The 16,083-nt window shown below is 56.4% G+C and carries 14 protein-coding genes; 11 read left to right on the forward strand and 3 right to left on the reverse strand.

Annotated elements, in window-relative coordinates; translation table 11 throughout:
* Nucleotides 1-259 precede the first annotated feature (259 nt).
* From Q3970_RS03655 to Q3970_RS03690, 8 genes are all read left to right on the forward strand, one after another.
* Nucleotides 260-2,461: a TonB-dependent hemoglobin/transferrin/lactoferrin family receptor gene (locus Q3970_RS03655; protein WP_303099253.1), complete on the forward strand. Its 2,202-nt coding sequence runs from the start codon at nt 260-262 to the stop codon at nt 2,459-2,461.
* 75 nt (nt 2,462-2,536) lie between these two features.
* On the forward strand, nt 2,537-3,577 hold the full coding sequence (locus Q3970_RS03660) for a ChuX/HutX family heme-like substrate-binding protein (protein ID WP_303099254.1): 1,041 nt from the start codon (nt 2,537-2,539) through the stop codon (nt 3,575-3,577).
* Nucleotides 3,578-3,659: 82 nt separating this feature from the next.
* Nucleotides 3,660-4,448, forward strand: a complete 789-nt coding sequence (locus tag Q3970_RS03665; RefSeq protein WP_303099255.1) for a hemin ABC transporter substrate-binding protein — start codon at nt 3,660-3,662, stop codon at nt 4,446-4,448.
* Between the two features lie 250 nt (nt 4,449-4,698).
* Complete coding sequence (locus tag Q3970_RS03670; RefSeq protein WP_303099256.1) at nt 4,699-5,640, forward strand: iron ABC transporter permease; 942 nt, start codon at nt 4,699-4,701, stop codon at nt 5,638-5,640.
* A 112-nt stretch (nt 5,641-5,752) separates the two neighbouring features.
* Nucleotides 5,753-6,499: an ABC transporter ATP-binding protein gene (locus Q3970_RS03675; RefSeq protein ID WP_303099257.1), complete on the forward strand. Its 747-nt coding sequence runs from the start codon at nt 5,753-5,755 to the stop codon at nt 6,497-6,499.
* 337 nt (nt 6,500-6,836) lie between these two features.
* Nucleotides 6,837-7,916 (forward strand): histidinol-phosphate transaminase, encoded by a 1,080-nt coding sequence (hisC, locus tag Q3970_RS03680; RefSeq protein ID WP_303099258.1) that lies wholly within the window; start codon nt 6,837-6,839, stop codon nt 7,914-7,916.
* Between the two features lie 210 nt (nt 7,917-8,126).
* A complete protein-coding gene (gene hisB / locus Q3970_RS03685; protein ID WP_303099259.1) occupies nt 8,127-9,071 on the forward strand; it encodes an imidazoleglycerol-phosphate dehydratase HisB in 945 nt (314 codons plus the stop codon).
* 187 nt (nt 9,072-9,258) lie between these two features.
* Nucleotides 9,259-9,537 carry a hypothetical protein gene (locus tag Q3970_RS03690; protein WP_303099260.1) on the forward strand — a complete coding sequence of 93 codons (279 nt, stop codon included), beginning with the start codon at nt 9,259-9,261 and terminating at the stop codon, nt 9,535-9,537.
* On the opposite strand, the gene Q3970_RS03695 is transcribed toward Q3970_RS03690, so the two are convergent.
* Entirely contained in the window at nt 9,534-10,277 is a 744-nt protein-coding gene (locus Q3970_RS03695; RefSeq protein WP_303099261.1) for a pseudouridine synthase, read from the reverse strand. The two genes, Q3970_RS03690 and Q3970_RS03695, sit on opposite strands and share 4 nt — an antisense overlap.
* A 145-nt stretch (nt 10,278-10,422) precedes the next feature.
* Between Q3970_RS03695 and Q3970_RS03700 the strand changes: the two genes are divergently transcribed.
* Both Q3970_RS03700 and ppk1 read left to right on the forward strand, forming a co-directional pair.
* Nucleotides 10,423-11,238: a phosphatidylserine decarboxylase gene (locus Q3970_RS03700; RefSeq protein WP_303099262.1), complete on the forward strand. Its 816-nt coding sequence runs from the start codon at nt 10,423-10,425 to the stop codon at nt 11,236-11,238.
* 200 nt (nt 11,239-11,438) lie between these two features.
* Nucleotides 11,439-13,496 (forward strand): polyphosphate kinase 1, encoded by a 2,058-nt coding sequence (gene ppk1, locus Q3970_RS03705; RefSeq protein ID WP_303099305.1) that lies wholly within the window; start codon nt 11,439-11,441, stop codon nt 13,494-13,496.
* Between the two features lie 97 nt (nt 13,497-13,593).
* Here ppk1 and tmk read toward each other — a convergent pair whose 3' ends face one another.
* Nucleotides 13,594-14,214, reverse strand: coding sequence for a dTMP kinase (tmk, locus tag Q3970_RS03710; protein ID WP_303099263.1), 621 nt, complete (start codon nt 14,212-14,214; stop codon nt 13,594-13,596).
* A gap of 132 nt (nt 14,215-14,346) precedes the next feature.
* Nucleotides 14,347-15,342: an endolytic transglycosylase MltG gene (gene mltG, locus Q3970_RS03715; RefSeq protein WP_303099264.1), complete on the reverse strand. Its 996-nt coding sequence runs from the start codon at nt 15,340-15,342 to the stop codon at nt 14,347-14,349.
* A 137-nt stretch (nt 15,343-15,479) separates the two neighbouring features.
* Between mltG and ampD the strand changes: the two genes are divergently transcribed.
* On the forward strand, nt 15,480-16,028 hold the full coding sequence (ampD, locus tag Q3970_RS03720) for a 1,6-anhydro-N-acetylmuramyl-L-alanine amidase AmpD (protein ID WP_303099265.1): 549 nt from the start codon (nt 15,480-15,482) through the stop codon (nt 16,026-16,028).
* The last annotated feature ends 55 nt before the right edge of the window (nt 16,029-16,083 follow it).

The following is a 16,083-nucleotide window of genomic DNA, read 5'->3' on the forward strand; positions in this document are numbered from 1 at the left end:
TGAAGTTGCCGGACAGGCCGTCTGAAAAGATTTTTTCAGACGGCCTGATTGTTTTGAAAAACAGTAAACGGCGCGGAATCGGGTTTTTACACTATTGACGATGCCGTGTTTTTTTACATTGCAAAACTTGTCTTTTTCATAAATTAAATATATAAATACGAACCATTATCAATTATTTTATCAGGAAGGCCGTCTGAAAAGAAGCGGGCGGTTACGAATCAAACTGTTTTAAATTATTGATTTTTATTGAGGAAAAGACATGAAGTTAAAACCCGCCGCCTGCGCCGTGGTGATGGCTTTTGCCGCCCCCGCACTTTATGCCGAAACCGTGCAGCCTGAAATTGCCGAACTGGAAACCGTTACCGTAACCGCCGACCGCAACGCGCAGAAGCTCGACCTCGCCGCGCCGAATGTGGCGGTGGTGTCGCGGCAAACCCTGAATCAGGCCGCCGCTGCGAATTTGGATGATGTGTTTTTATACGAGCCGGGCGTGTGGGTGCCGTCGGACAACACGCGGCGCGGTAACGCGGGCGTAAATATCCGCGGCATCGACGGCAACCGCATCCTGATGATGGTGGACGGCGTGCGCCTGCCGGAGGCGTATGCAGGCGGCGGCAGCAACGGTGCGATTTCGGGCCGCGATTTGGTCGAACCCGATACGCTTAAGCAGGCGGACATTGTGAAAGGGCCGTATTCCGCGCTCTACGGCAGCGATGCGCTGGGCGGGGTGGTAAATCTGGCCACTTATTCGCCGCGCGATTTCGTCGATGCCGACAAGCCTTATCACTTCGGTCTGAAATACGGCTACCGCAGCCGCGACAACAGCCACGGCCTAACCGCCACGGCGGCCGGCCGCACCGAAAACGCCGAGGGGCTGCTGATGCTCACCCGCCGCCAAGGGCATGAAATCAAAAACAAAGGCAGCGCCGATACGCGCGACAGCAGCCGCACCAAAAACAATCCGCAAGACAACAACAGCTACAATATTCTGGCCAAAGGCAATATCGGCAACGAAAACCACCGTCTCGAAGCCGTGTTCGAGCAGTTTTACCGCAAAAACGAAACCGAGTTGCTCAACACGCTGGGCAGCAGCAGCGTGGTGCGCGGCCCGACCACGGTTACCGCCACGCAGAGCCTGGCCGAAGCGTATGATTCCGCCCGCCGCCAACGCTTCGGCTTGGGCTACCGTTATATGGGCGGAGGCCGTCTGAAAGAAGCCGAAATCATGTTTTACCGCCAGCAGCTCAAAGCGCAGGACGATGCGGTGAACACGAGCGAAACCGCGATTAACGGCCGCACCGTCGGCAGCGGCGTCCGTTATTCCGACTACGGCTTCGACCAAACCGCCAACGGTATCAGCAGCCGTGCGGTGGCCGAGTTTGACACCGGCCGTCTGAAACACACCGTGGTGGCGGGGGCGGAATTCAAACACGTCGACACCGAGCGCAGCCGCGACAGCCTCACGGTTAATTCGGACGGCAGCACCAGCAAAAGCTATGCCGGCAGCCTCTATCCCAATAAAACCTTCCCCGACAGCAAACGGCGCACCTTCAGCGTGTATGCGCAAGACAGCATCGCCTTTGCCAACGGCGTGGTGCTCACGCCCGCGCTGCGCTACGAATACGAAAAGCTGAAGCCGCAAATCGACCAAGCCTATCTGAACGCCAATCCCGAAAGCCTGCCGCAAAACTTCAGCGACAGCGCCATCACGCCCAGCCTGCGCCTAAGCTGGCCGATGGGCGACGCGTTTACCGGTTTCGCCACCTATTCGCAGGGCTTCCGCACGCCGCCGTTCGATTCGGCCACCATGTCGTTTTCCAACACCCAATACGGCTACCAAATCGTGCCCAACAACAACCTCAAATCGGAGCATTCCAACAGCTTTGAATTGGGTTTGAAATACAAAGGCGGAAACAGCAGGGTGCAAGTTACCGCGTTCTACAACCGCTACCGCGACTTTATCTCCCGACAATTTGTCGGTATGGCAAACGGTTTGCAGATATTCCGCTTTGATAATCTCGACAAAGTGAAAACCTACGGCATAGAAGCGGCCACATCCCACCGTTTTGGCGGTGCTTGGCACCTCAACGGCAGCATCGCCTGGATGCGCGGGGAGGACGGCAACGGCAATGCGCTCGACACCGCCTACCCGCTCAACGGTGTGCTCGGTGTGGATTATGCGCAGGAAAAATGGGGTGCAGGCACCAAGCTGCGCTGGGCGGCCAAGCAGAAACGCGTGAGCAGCGAAAGTTTCTTCAAAACGCCGGGCTACGGTGTGTGGGACATCGGTGCGTGGTACAAGCCGGTGAAAAACGTCGAATTGGGGTTGAACCTCTACAACCTCGGCAACAAAAAATACTGGCAGCACGTTGATGTGGCCGGCATGGCCGATACCGGCGTGATGGATTTGTACAGCATGAGCGGCCGCAACGTGGCGGCTACGGTGCAGGTGAAGTTTTAAAGGTAAGGAAAAGGCTTTTCAGACGGCCTTATGTTGTGAAACAGGCCGTCTGAAAAACATGAAAGGAAACAACTGATGAATCTCTGGCAACAATACCAAGCCAACAAAGCCGGCAAACAAGGCGTGTATTTTCCCCGCGAAGGCGCGGCCGAATTGGGCGTAAGCGAGGGCGCGCTGATGGCCGACGCGCCCGAAAGCGTTTATCTCGGCGGCAAGGAAAACATCCGCGATATCGTATTGAAACTGCAAACCTTGGGGCGGGTGCAGTGCGTGGTACGCAACAGCGTGTGCGTGCACGAAAAACAAGGCGTTTATGAAAACGTGAGCATGGCGCCCACCTCCGGCATCGCCCTCAATGTGGGCGGCATCGACCTGCGCATCTTCCCCGCGCGCTGGCATCATGCGCTGGCCGTTACCACCCGCGATGGCGGCAAGGTTTCGCGCTCGGTGCAGTTTTACGACGAGTTCGGCGTGGCGGTTCAGAAAGTGTTTTTAAAAGAAGAGAATAAAGAAGCCGAATGGCAGGCTTTGCTGGCCGCTTTCGGCCGCAGCGGCAAACCTGAATTCCAAAGCGGCGAATTGCCGCCTGTGGAGGCCGCCGCCGCATTAATGCCCGAAAAAGAGGCCGCATTTCAGGAACGCTGGCTCGAATTGAAAGACATCCACTACTTCGGCGGCCTGCTCGAAACCTTCAATCTCGACCGCCAGACCGCCTACCGCCACGCGCCCGCAGGCCTCACCCGCCGGCTCGGCTCTGAAGTTTGGCAGCAGGTGCTGGAAGCAGCCAAGGCCAAGGGCTTGGAAATCATGATTTTTTCAGGCAACCGCGGCATCGTGCAGATTCAGACAGGCCGTGTGCACAACCTCGTGCGCGCACGCGGCTATCTGAACATTTTCGACAGCCAAGAAGAAGGCTTCAGCCTGCACCTGAAAGACGACGAAATCGCCGAAACCTGGGTGGTGCGCCGCCCGACGCGCGACGGTTTCGTTACCTGCGTGGAAGGTTTCGACAGCCGCCGCAAAACCGTGATTCAGATTTTCGGCAAAAGGCAGGAAGGCGAACCTGAGCTGGCGGCCTGGCGGGAAATTACCGACGGTTTGCTGCAGGCCGTCTGAACGGCACAACCCGAAACCAACCTTCCAAACAGGCCTTTGCGCCGAACATGCCTGTCTGAAAAAAGCAAAGGAAAGCATACCCATGAAAAAATATTTATTCGCTGCCGTTTTACTGGCTGCCCTGCAAACCGCCCACGCCCAGCGCATTGTGGTGCTGTCGCCCGATGTGGCCGATATTGCCGTGGCACTGGGCGCGGCCGGTGAAATCGTTGCCCGCGACCAAACCAGCCGCAATCCCGCGCTGAAAAACAAATCAAGTATCGGTATCTACCGGCAGCTTTCCGTCGAACCGGTTATCGCCGCCAAGCCCGATTTGGCGGTCGGTTCGTGGATGGTGCAGCCCGCCGCGATTTACGGCCGTCTGAAAAGTGCCGGCATCAATGCCGTCAACATCGCGCCGGACGACAGCATTGCCGCCTATCCGCAAAGCATCCGCACGCTGGGCAAGCTGATTAACAAAACCGCCCAAGCCGATGCGTTGGCAAGCAAATGGCAGGCGGAAATGAAACAGCAGCCCGCCAGCGGCAAACGTTACCTGTTCAGTTACGACGGCCGCATCGCGGCGGGGCGCAACACCGCCGCCGACGAAATCATCCGCCGCGCCGGCGGCACCAACGCCGCCGCCCATATCGACGGCATGAAACCGCTCAACCGCGAAGCGTGGCTGGCGGCCAAGCCCGATGTGATCGTGATTGCCGACCACAACGCCAAAGTCATCGGCGGCGCGCAACAGTTTGCCGCGCGCCCCGAAGTGGCCGCCAGCCCCGCCGCCAAAAACGGCAGAATTTACCTGTGGCCGGCCAACGATATGTTCCGCTACGGTTTGGATACGCCGCAAGTGGTGAGAAAACTGCATGATTTGGCCAAATAACCATCAGGCCGGGAGCTTTATAAAAAGGCGCCTCCCCCCTGAAAATGTTTTTATCCCGTCATACTCGGGCTTGGCCCGAGTATCTGCATATTTCTTTTGAAACCAAAAGATGCTCGGGTCAAGCCCGAGCATGACACAGAGGGTTGAAGATGTTAAAAGGAATTTTGCAAAGGTTCCAGGCCGTCTGAAAACCCTGCCGAAGGTGTTCAGACGGCCTATTCATCCGCTATTTACCTATTATTTCAATATCATGAAACCCGTTTCCTTTATTCTCGCTGTAACCGCCACCGCCGCGCTGATTTGGTTCTGCACCGGCATCGGTTTCGGCGAATGGCAAATGCCGCACCAAGCGGACGAAACCGTGCAGGCCATCCGCCTGCCGCGCGTGTGGGCGGCGCTGTTGGTCGGTGCCGCGCTGGCGGCAGCGGGCGCGGCTTTGCAGGCGCTGTTTGAAAACCCGCTGGCCGACCCCAGCCTGATCGGCACTTCCGGCGGCGCGGCCTTGGGCGTGATCTGCGTGCTGGCTTTCGGCGTCGGCGGCATCGGCGTGCCGCTGGCGGCGTTTGCCGGCGCGCTGGCAGTGTGTCTGCTGATTCTGGCGGCGCACAAACTGCTGGGCGGCGGCATGCTAGGTTTGCTGGTGTTGGGCTTTGTGTTGAGCGCGTTTTCGGCGGCGCTGGTAAGCCTGATTCTGTTTTTGTCCGACGACTTGGTGTTGCGCAGCACCACCGTTTGGCTGTCGGGCAGCTTGGCCGAAGCGGGTTTTACGCCGCCCGCTTATGCCGCAGGTGTGATGCTGGCGGGTTTGGCGCTGCTGCTGGGTGCGGGCAGAAAACTGGATATTCTGATGCTGGGCGAAGACACCGCCGTGAGCATGGGCATCTCGGTGCCGCGCGTGCGCCTGCAAACGGTGGCCGGCGCCGCGCTGCTGACCGGTGCGGCGGTGTCGTTGTCGGGCATCATCGGCTTTCTCGGTATGATGATTCCCAATGTGCTGGCACAAACGGTGGGCGGACGGCGCAGCAAGCTGATAGCGCTCTCCGCCTGGCTCGGCGCGGTATTCTTGTTGGCGGTAGACAGCGCCGCCCGCTGGCTTGCCTATCCGGTGGATTTGCCGGTGGGCATCGTGATTGCGCTGCTGGGCGGGCCGTTTTTTATGTGGCTGTTTCTGCGGCCGTTGCGCGGCAGCTGAGGCCGTCTGAAAAAATTCAGAATACCCGTCATACTCGTACTTGATCCGAGCATCTATCTGTTTCTTAATAGAAAAAGAAACTGTCATTATTTATTCCCCAATCCAACCGATTATGGACAACATCTCTTTTTCCATCCGCAATTTAACCGTTTCCACCCGCAGCAAAACCCTGCTGTCGCTGGGCGGGCTGGACATTCCGCACGGCTGCCACACCGCCGTAATAGGCCCCAACGGCGCAGGCAAATCTACCCTGCTCAAAGCCTTAATCGGGCAGGCCGGGCAAGGGGAGATTACTTTGTTCGGGCAGGCCGCCGCCCCGCAGCTGAAACAGGGCAAGGTGGCTTGGGTGGGGCAGCACGGCAGTTACCGGATGCCGCTTACCGTGCGCGAATACATTACCTTGGGGCAGAAAAACAGCGGCAAACTGTTTCAGACGGCCGCCAAACTGCCGCCCGAAGCACAGGCGCTGCTCGAAGATTTCGACCTTGCCGGTTTGGCCGGCAAACGCATCCACGACCTTTCCGGCGGCGAACAGCAGCGCGCCAACATCGTGCGCGCCCTGCTGCAAAACGCCCCCGTGCTGCTGCTCGATGAGCCGTGCAACCACCTTGATATCCGCCATCAACACAGCCTGATGCGCTATCTCAACCGCCACACGCAGCGTTTCAGCGCGCTGATGGTGCTGCACGATTTAAACCTGGCCGCGCAATACGCACAGCACATCGTGTTGTTAAACCAAGGAAAACTGGTAGCCGCCGGCACGGCCGAAGCCGTGATGCAGCCGGGGTTGCTGGCCGGGGTGTATCAATGGCCGATACGGCGTGTTTGCAGCGGAGGCCGGGTTTATTTCGGCAGTTAAGGAGGAGGGGAAAAACAGTAAGCAGGCCGTCTGAAACGTTCAGACGGCCTGAAACCTTTTGCCGGATCTATCGGCTTTTAAAACATCAGCCCTATAACGGCAGACAAATATTTTCAGCTTCAAGCAGGTTTTGCCGAACCGTCGCACCGTTAATGTTTACAGCAGTTTTGCCTTATTTTAAAGGTTTCTTTAAGCAAAACTGTGCAAAAATAAAATAAAAAATTAACTGACTGTAAAAAAAACATGTTATATTTGCGGAAATTTATGCAAAAATACTGAAATGCCTGTCGGGCATGTATTTTTCAAGCCGTCCGCAACTCTGAACAGCAACCGCGATATGACTGCCGTTTCCGATTTTATCCGTTCCGATATCAAAGCCTTAACCGCCTACCAGGTGGCCGATTTGCCTGAAGGCTTTATCAAGCTCGATGCAATGGAAAGCCCCTGCCATCCGTTTGCAGGCGATGAAGCATTGTTAAACGAATGGTTATGCTTGCTGAAAAAAGCGCCGATACACCTTTATCCCAACCCCGCAACCAGCGGCCTGCGGGAGGCCTTGCGCGAAGTGTTCGGCATTCCGCAGGCGGCCGAAATCGCATTGGGCAACGGTTCCGACGAGCTGATCCAACTGGTTACCATGCTGCTGGCCAAGCCCGGTGCGGCCATGCTGGCGGTGGAACCGGGTTTCGTGATGTATAAACACAATGCCGCTTTGTTCGGCATGGATTATATCGGCGTACCGCTGAACGAAGATTTCACGCTGAACCTGTCGGCGGTGCTGGCTGCGATTGAAAAGCATAACCCCGCGCTGGTTTTTATCGCTTATCCGAACAACCCCACCGGCACGGGTTTTAAGCGCGAAGAAGTGGAGGCCGTTATCCGCGCCGCCAAGGGCTTGGTGGTGGTGGATGAAGCCTACGGCGCGTTCAGCGGCGACAGCTTTCTGCCTCAGGCGGGCAGCATTGAAAATCTGCTGGTGATGCGCACCATCAGCAAAATCGGCTTTGCCGGCCTGCGCGTGGGCTATGCCTGCGGCTGTGCGGCGCTGATGCGCGAATTGGCGAAAATCGTGCCGCCCTACAATATGAACCAATTGTGTTTGGCAACGGCGAAATTCGCCCTGCAACATGCAGATAGAATCGCACGCACTACCGCAGCCCTGAAAGCCGAGCGCGAACGCCTGTTTCGTGAGCTGTCTGCTATAGGCCGTTTGAAAGCCTTTCCGAGCGAAGCCAATTTCATTACCGTACGCGTACCCGATGCCGCAGAGACATACGAAGCCTTAAAGAAAAATAAAATCCTGGTGAAAAAGCTGCACGGTTCGCACCCGATCTTGGCTCAATGCCTGCGCCTTACCGTTGGTTCGCCGCAGCAGAACGATGCGGTTTTAAACGTTATCCGCAACCTGTATGTTTAGAAAAAACGCCCGTTATGTTTTCAGACGGCATACCGTGGCAGCATTAATAATTTTAATCTGTTTTTTGTTAAAAGTTCCAATATGCGGGACGGCTCATAAAGCACCGTCCTGTGTACTGCCCTGATAGGGAAGGTGCCCCCGCCTTCCTGTTTAAAGCCAAATCCCACCGCCATGTAAGTGGCGGGGTTTCAACCGTAAAGGAATATTCTGATGAACAAAACCCAACTCCATCTTAAAAATCTGCAGCTGCTGATCAAAGAGGCCGGTTCTATGGCTGAATTGGCACGCCGCTGCGGCTACGATAACTCCGCTTCGCTCTCGCAAATCAAGCGTCGCCTGGAGCTTCAATCCGAAGATGAAAACGGCCGCGGTATCCGCCCCTCGCTTTTGTCGAAATTCGAAACCGGCATGGGCAAGCGCAAAGGCTGGATGAACCGCGAGCATAATCCCGAAGAGGAACAGCGCCGCAAAGAAGCGGCAGCAGCCCGTGCCGCAGCGGCGGAACAGGCGGCATTTTCCGTACCCGCACCCGCAATCGATTTCAACCGTGCCGAAGGCCGCGTGGCCGCAGTCAGCCGCAATACCCGTGAAACCCAAATTACAGTGGCTGTCAATCTCGACGGAACGGGGCAAGGCCGCTTCGACACCGGCGTGCCTTTCTTGGAGCACATGCTTGAGCAAGTGGCCCGCCACAGCCTGATCGACATCGACATCACCTGCAAAGGCGATCTGCATATCGACGATCACCACACCGTCGAAGACATCGGCATCACTTTCGGCCAAGCATTAAAACAGGCGCTGGGCAACAAGGCGGGTATCCGCCGCTACGGCCATGCCTATGTGCCGCTCGACGAGGCTTTAAGCCGCGTGGTAATCGACCTGTCAGGCCGCCCCGGCTTGGTTTACAACATCGAATTCACCCGTGCCTTAATCGGCAGGTTTGATGTGGATTTGTTCAGCGAGTTTTTCACCGGCCTGGTCAACCACAGCATGATGACGCTGCATATCGACAACTTCAGCGGCAAAAACGCCCACCACCAAGCCGAAACCGTGTTCAAAGCCTTCGGCCGTGCTTTGCACGCAGCGGTAGAGTTCGATCCGCGCATGGCCGGGCAGATGCCTTCCACCAAGGGAATGCTCACCGAAGAAGAGTAAGCCGCAGCCGCCTGTTCTGCAGGAAAACATCGGGCGGCAGTGAAAACCGCCTGACGACGGGTTATGAAGAAAAACCGGTGTTTTCATCAGAAACTCCTTTACGGCGGTGGGGTCTGTTGATAATTGACCGGCGAAGCGGTTTTTTGAGGCAAAAATCCGCGTATGCAAGGCAAAAAGCGCAGCAAGGTTGGACACCTTGCGAGCATTTTTAACGCCGCAGACGGGGATTTTTGACCAAAAACACCGCCGTTGTGTTAATTGTCAACAGGCCCTAGAGTTCGGCCTGGTTTTGATGGGGGGGCAACCTTTCCAAATCAGGCAATACACAGGAAATCGCTTGATGCCGCCCTGTGTTGAGATATTTTGCTGTTTGAATAAAACAAGGCCGTCTGAAAAACTTTCAGACGGCCTTGCAGTATGGGGTTCTGCTTTTTTTTGGGTTGTAGCGGCTGCAATTGGTGTTTAAAAAGTTTCGTCGTGCCGTAGATAGCGCCATTTGCCCGGCGGCAGCCTGCCCAGTTTCACTTTGCCCATGCGGATGCGCTTGAGGCCGGTTACGCGCAGGCCGACCAGTTCGCACATGCGGCGGATTTGGCGTTTTTTGCCCTGTTTTAACACAAAACGCAGCTGGTCTTCGTTTTGCCATTCCACCTTGGCGGGTTTGAGCTTTTCGCCGTCGAGGCTCAAGCCGTGGTTGAGCAGCCTTAAGCCTTCTTCGCCCAAGGTGCCGCGTACGCGCACGAGGTATTCTTTTTCGCTGCCGCTGTTTTCGCCGATAAGCTGTTTGGCGATGCGGCCGTCTTGCGTGAGCACCAACAGGCCGACCGAGTCGATGTCCAAACGTCCGGCAGGGGCGAGTCCGAATTTGTGTTTTTCGCTGAATTTGATGCGGCTGTCGTCGCCTTCCCAGCGGTTTTCGGGGGTGATTAGTTCGGCGGCGGATTTATAGCCCTTTTCGGCCTGCGCGCTCACATAGCCTACGGGTTTGTTGAGCAGTATCGTTACCCGCTGCGCCTGTTTTTCGTGTGCCTGTTTGTCGAGGTCGATGCGGTCGGCGGGGGTAACTTTCTGGCCGAGCACGGCGGTTTTTCCGTTCACTTTCACCCAGCCCTGTTCGATATAGCCGTCGGCTTCGCGGCGCGAGCAGAGGCCGAGTTCGGCCATGCGTTTGGAAAGGCGTAGGGGTTCTTGCGGGGAATTGGGCATTTCAGACGGCCTATTCGGTAAAAATAGTTATTTTATTATAGCCGAGAAGCAGTTGCCGTTTTTTGTTTTCAGACGGCCTTTTCCCTTTATATACCGTTATCGGCTATAATCCGGAACCCTTTACAGACAACACAGAGGAAGCGCTATGTCCCGTTTTTACCCGCACCCGATTATCGCCCGCGAAGGCTGGCCGTTTATCGGCGGCGGCCTGATTGCCGGTGTTTTGATAACTTTGTGGGCCGGTTGGTGGTCGCTGCCTTTCTGGCTGTTTACCGTGTTTGCGTTGCAGTTTTTCCGCGATCCGGCACGGACTGTGCCGCAGGATGCGGATGCGGTGTTAAGCCCGGTTGACGGCCGCATTGTGGTGGTGGAGCGCGCGCCCGACCCTTACCGCCGGGTGGAATCGCTGAAAATCAGCGTGTTTATGAACGTGTTTAACGTGCATTCGCAACGCTCGCCAGTCGACGGCACGGTAACGGCGGTGGAATACACGCCGGGCAAGTTTGTAAACGCCGATTTGGACAAGGCCAGTACCGAAAACGAGCGCAACGCCGTGTTGGCCACTACCCGCAGCGGCCGCGAAGTAACCTTTGTGCAGGTGGCGGGCTTGGTGGCGCGGCGGATTCTGTGCTATACGCAGGTAGGCGACACATTGCGGCGCGGCGAACGTTACGGCTTTATCCGCTTCGGTTCGCGTGTTGACGTTTACCTGCCGGTTGATGCGCAGGCGCAGGTGGCCATCGGCGACAAAGTCAGCGCCACCGAAACCATCTTGGCTCGCTTGCCGTTAACCGCACCGCAGCCGGCCGCCACCGCAGAAACTGCTGCCGCAGCTGTGGCGGATAATCATGCAGAAGCCAACGGAACCGAACCCCTGCCCGGCACTGAAGTGGCGCAAGCTGAAATCGAAGCCTCTGCCGGAAAAGTGCGCAAGGCGGTTGAAAAAGAGTTTGGCGCTTAACGTTAAGAGAATGTTTGACGTTTTCAAACAGGCCGTCTGAAAAAAACGAACTGTACCCCCAACAAGTCGAATTTCTCCAACTTGAAAAGGTATAGTTCGTTTTTTTTTCAGACGGCCTATCGCTATGATTGTGAAAGTTATGCTGAAAAACGTTATACTATATGATTAACATCAATACTTTCGAAGCATGGAGCAAATCAATGTCTGAAACCAACCGTTTTTTATGCCGCGAGTTGGGCTTGCTGGCATTTAACCGTCGCGTATTGGCGCAGGCGCAGGATACGCGCGTGCCGCTTTTGGAGCGTTTGCGCTTTTTGTGCATCGTATCATCCAATCTCGACGAATTTTTCGAAGTGCGCATGGCTTACCTCAAGCGCGAGCAGAAACAGCGCCCCAATCTGATTCTTGACAGCGGCAAAACCCCTACTGAAACCATTGCTGCCGCCCGCGAAGAAGTACGGGCGCTGATACACGAGCAATACGCTCTGTTTAATGAAGAGCTGCAGCCTGCCTTAAGCAAAGAAGGCATACATTTCTACCGCCGCCGTAACTGGACGCCCGAACAGCGCGCATGGGTTCAGGACTATTTCGACCGCGAGCTGCTGCAAATCCTCACCCCCATCGGCCTCGACCCTTCGCACCCTTTCCCGCGCCCGCTCAACAAATCGCTCAATTTTGCCGTCGAACTGGAAGGTAACGACGCTTTCGGTCGGGCTTCAGGTATGGCTATCGTGCAGGCGCCGCGTATCCTGCCCCGCGTTATCAAGCTGCCGTCCGAAATCTGCAACGGCGACGACGGCTTTGTGTTTTTATCGTCGATTCTGCACGAATATGTGGGCAAACTCTTCCCCGGTATGGAAGTCAAAGGCTGCCACCAGTTCCGCCTCACGCGCGACAGCGATCTGACGGTAGACGAAGAAGACCTGAAAAACCTGCGCACTGCCATTCAGAGCGAGCTGAGAGACCGCGAATACGGAGACGGCGTCCGCCTCGAAGTGGCAGAAACCTGTCCGCCGCATATTTATGAATTCCTGCTCGGCCATTTCAAGCTTGACGCATCCGAGCTTTATCAGGTGAGGGGACCTGTAAACCTGGTGCGCCTGATGGCAGTGCCCGATATGGTGGACCGCCCCGATTTAAAGTACCGGCCTCGCACGGCGGGGTTTCCCAGTAACCTGAGCAAAGGCAAATCAGTATTGGCTGCCGCTGCAGCCGGCCCCGTTCTGCTGCATCACCCCTACCAGTCGTTTGAACCGGTGGTGCGCTTTATCCAAGAGGCCGCCGTCGATCCCGATGTTGTGGCCATCAAAATGACTATCTACCGTACCGGCAGTACATCCGAGCTGGTGAAGGCCCTGCTGCGCGCTACCCGGGCCGGCAAAATCGTTACCGTGGTGGTGGAACTGATGGCGCGCTTTGACGAAGCCAACAACGTCAATTGGGCGCAACAGCTCGAAAATGCCGGGGCACACGTGGTATACGGGGTGTTCGGCTATAAGGTCCACGCCAAAATGGCACTGGTAATCCGCCGCGAAAACGGTGTGCTCAAACGCTATGCCCACTTGGGTACGGGCAACTACCACCAAGGTACTTCGCGCATCTACACCGATTTCGGCCTGATTACCGCCGATGAAGACATGACTGCCGATGTGAACACCCTGTTTATGGAAATTACGGGGCTGGGGCAGCCGGGGAGGCTGAACAAACTGTATCAAAGCCCGTTTACCCTGCAGCCCATGGTTATGGAAAGCATAGAGCGGGAAATGTGCCATGCCCAAGCGGGGAGGCCGGCGCGGATTATCGCCAAAATGAATTCGCTGATTGAGCCCAAGGTTATCGAAGCCCTTTATGCCGCCAGTGCCGCCGGCGTGCAGATCGATCTGATTGTGCGCGGCATGTGCGCCCTGCGCCCCGAAGTGCCGGGTTTGTCAGACAATATCCGCGTGCGTTCCATCATCGGCCGCCAGCTCGAACACTCGCGCGTATATTATTTTTATAACAACGGTGAAGAAAACACCTATATTTCCAGCGCCGACTGGATGGGGCGCAACTTCTTCCGCCGCATCGAAACCTGCACACCCATCGAAGACGCCGCCCTGAAAGCCCGCGTGATACGCGAAGGCCTCACCCTTGCCCTGCAGGACAACCGGCAGGCATGGCTGATGCGCCCCGACGGCAGCTACGTGCGCGCGGAGCCTGCCGAAGGCGGAGAAGAGGCGAGCCTGCAAGACCAACTGTGGGCGGAATACGGCACTTAACAGAGCGGGCGCTGTGTAAACAACGCGGTTAATTCTTACATCGAGGCCGTCTGAAAAATTTTCAGACGGCCTTTCGGTATCTAATCAAAATTCACAATCATAACCCGAAATGCCGGTTTAATGCGGCTTCGACAGACTGCCTCACGGCTTCGCGCCCGCGGTTGCTGTCGATAACCGCGTAGCGATCGGGGGCGGCGGCGGCGCGGTTAAGGTAAACATCGCGCACGCGGGTGAAAAAGGCGGCTTCTTCCTGCTCAAAGCGGTCTTTTTCGCGGTTTCGGCTGATGCGTTCCATAGAAACTTCCAGCGGCACGTCGAGCAGGATGGTCAGATCGGGACGCAGGCTTCCTTGCACCCAGTTTTCAAGCGCGGCAATGTCGGCCGGCGGCATGCCGCGGCCGCCGCCCTGGTAGGCGAAGGTGGCATCGGTGAAGCGGTCGGAAACCACGTTCACGCCGCGTGCCAGCGCGGGGGCGATAACGCTTTCGATGTGTTGGCAGCGGGCGGCGAACATCATCAGTGTTTCGGTGCGCAAACCGGCTTGGGTGGCGGGGTTGAGCAGGATTTCGCGCAAGGCCTCTCCCACCGGCGTGCCGCCCGGCTCGCGGGTAAACAGCACCGGCAGGTTGCGGGTTTCAAACCAATTTCGAATCACGGCAAGGTTGGTGGATTTGCCCGCGCCGTCGATGCCGTCAAGCGTGATAAATTGTGCCTGCATGGTGTTTGCTTTTCAGGGGGGGATAGGCGGCATTATAAAAGAAAAGAAATCGAGTTAAAGGCCGTCTGAAAACATTTTTGTTAAGTTAAACAGAAGCAAAATATTTTCAGACGGCCTTTGCGGAGTTATGCCTTATTTTTTCAGAATATATTTGCGCACGGCGGCGTTGTGTTCGTCGAGCGTGTGGCTGAACTGGCTCAAGCCCGTGCCGTCCATTCTCGAAACGAAATACAGGTATTTTTCGGCGGAAGGATGGGCGGCGGCTTCGAGCGCGGCTTTGCCGGGCAGCGCAATCGGCGTGGGGGTGAGGCCCGCACGGGTGTAGGTGTTGTAGGGGGTGTCGCGCTGCAAATCGGCTTTGCGGATGCGGCCTTTATAGGCATCGCCCATGCCGTAAATCACGCTGGGATCGGTTTGCAGGCGCATGCCGATGGCAAGGCGGTTGGTAAATACGGCGGAAACGTGGCGGCGGTCGTTTTTGTGGGCGGTTTCTTTTTCGATGATGCTGGCCATAATCAGCATTTCATAAGGGTTTTGATAGGGAAGCCCGCTCTGGCGCTCGTCCCACGCGGCTTGCAGGTTGCGCTGCATGGTCCGGTAGGCGGTTTTGTAAATTTGGATATCGCTGCTGCCCGCGTCGATTTCGTAGCTGTCGGGGAAAAACAGCCCTTCAGGGTTGCTGCTCGGCGCGTCGGGGGCGATTTCCTGCAGCAGTTTTTCATTGCTCCAGCCGCGCGTGGTGTGTTCGATGTCGTCGGTTCCGTTGATGATGCGGCGCATCTGCGAGAAGCGCATACCTTCCACGATACGCACCGTTACCGAATCGGGGCGGCCGCCGCGCAGGCGTTGCAGAATCTGCCAGGCGGAAACCTGTTTGGGCAGGCGGTAGGAGCCGGTGTGCAGGCGGTTGTGTACGCCCAACACATAAGCGGCAGCCAGCAGCGCATGGCGGCTGTACACCACGTCATCTTCGGCCAGCTTGCGGCTCACCGAGGCAATACCTTGGTTTTTTTCCACTTTCAGGCGGTAGGTTTTTTCGTTGTTTTTCGGCGTAAATAACAGCCCTGCCCAAACGGCGGCGGACAAAATAAAAGCGGCCGAAAGCCATTTCAACAATTTTTTCAGCATGGTAGGATTAGTGTGTGTCGGTTCAGACGGCAGTATAAAGCGAAAACGGCATTTTTTGCAGCGCCGCAGTTTTAGCGGCGGCGTTAAAAGTATGAAAGGCCGTCTGAAAAAGCGTAAAAACATTTCAAAGAACATTTATGAACAACTGGCAACAAGGCTGGTGGCTGCCCGCACGGCGCACCGGTTCCCCAAATTTCAGCCCCAGGGAAAACGGCGAAACCGTTTCGCTGGTGGTGCTGCACAATATTTCCCTCCCTCCGTTCGAATACGGCACGGGAGCGGTGGAAAAGCTGTTTACCAACCGCATCAACCCCGCAGAGCATCCGTTTTTCAGCGTGATACACGAATTGCGTGTGTCCAGCCATTTTTTCATCAGCCGCACGGGCGAAACCGTACAGTTTGTTTCGTGCGACGATATTGCTTTTCACGCCGGAGTTTCGTCGTTTCGCGGGCGTGAAAAATGCAATGCGTTTTCAGTGGGCATCGAATTGGAAGGCTGCGATTTTGAACCTTTTGCCGATGCACAGTATCAATCATTAAACACCCTTTTGCGCGCGCTGGCGGCACGCTACCCGATAGAGGCGGTTACCGGCCACCAGCACATCGCCCCGGGCCGCAAAAGCGACCCCGGGCACTTTTTCGATTGGGAGCGGGCAAAGGAAGGCGGCATTGCAATCGTGCGCTGAAAGATGCTGCCAGAGCAGGCGATTTTCGTTATAATCGCCGCATTAAACCAAACCC

Origin of the sequence: Neisseria sp. (assembly GCF_030530745.1) — a bacterium.
In the GTDB taxonomy this organism is placed as follows: domain Bacteria; phylum Pseudomonadota; class Gammaproteobacteria; order Burkholderiales; family Neisseriaceae; genus Neisseria.

Coding starts and splice junctions, on each gene's coding strand:
- Q3970_RS03655 (WP_303099253.1), top strand. CDS start 260: ATGAAGTTAAAACCCGCCGCCTGCGCCGTGGTGATGGCTTTTGCCGCC.
- Q3970_RS03660 (WP_303099254.1), top strand. CDS start 2,537: ATGAATCTCTGGCAACAATACCAAGCCAACAAAGCCGGCAAACAAGGC.
- Q3970_RS03665 (WP_303099255.1), top strand. CDS start 3,660: ATGAAAAAATATTTATTCGCTGCCGTTTTACTGGCTGCCCTGCAAACC.
- Q3970_RS03670 (WP_303099256.1), top strand. CDS start 4,699: ATGAAACCCGTTTCCTTTATTCTCGCTGTAACCGCCACCGCCGCGCTG.
- Q3970_RS03675 (WP_303099257.1), top strand. CDS start 5,753: ATGGACAACATCTCTTTTTCCATCCGCAATTTAACCGTTTCCACCCGC.
- hisC (WP_303099258.1), top strand. CDS start 6,837: ATGACTGCCGTTTCCGATTTTATCCGTTCCGATATCAAAGCCTTAACC.
- hisB (WP_303099259.1), top strand. CDS start 8,127: ATGAACAAAACCCAACTCCATCTTAAAAATCTGCAGCTGCTGATCAAA.
- Q3970_RS03695 (WP_303099261.1), bottom strand. CDS start 10,277: ATGCCCAATTCCCCGCAAGAACCCCTACGCCTTTCCAAACGCATGGCC.
- Q3970_RS03700 (WP_303099262.1), top strand. CDS start 10,423: ATGTCCCGTTTTTACCCGCACCCGATTATCGCCCGCGAAGGCTGGCCG.
- ppk1 (WP_303099305.1), top strand. CDS start 11,439: ATGTCTGAAACCAACCGTTTTTTATGCCGCGAGTTGGGCTTGCTGGCA.
- tmk (WP_303099263.1), bottom strand. CDS start 14,214: ATGCAGGCACAATTTATCACGCTTGACGGCATCGACGGCGCGGGCAAA.
- mltG (WP_303099264.1), bottom strand. CDS start 15,342: ATGCTGAAAAAATTGTTGAAATGGCTTTCGGCCGCTTTTATTTTGTCC.
- ampD (WP_303099265.1), top strand. CDS start 15,480: ATGAACAACTGGCAACAAGGCTGGTGGCTGCCCGCACGGCGCACCGGT.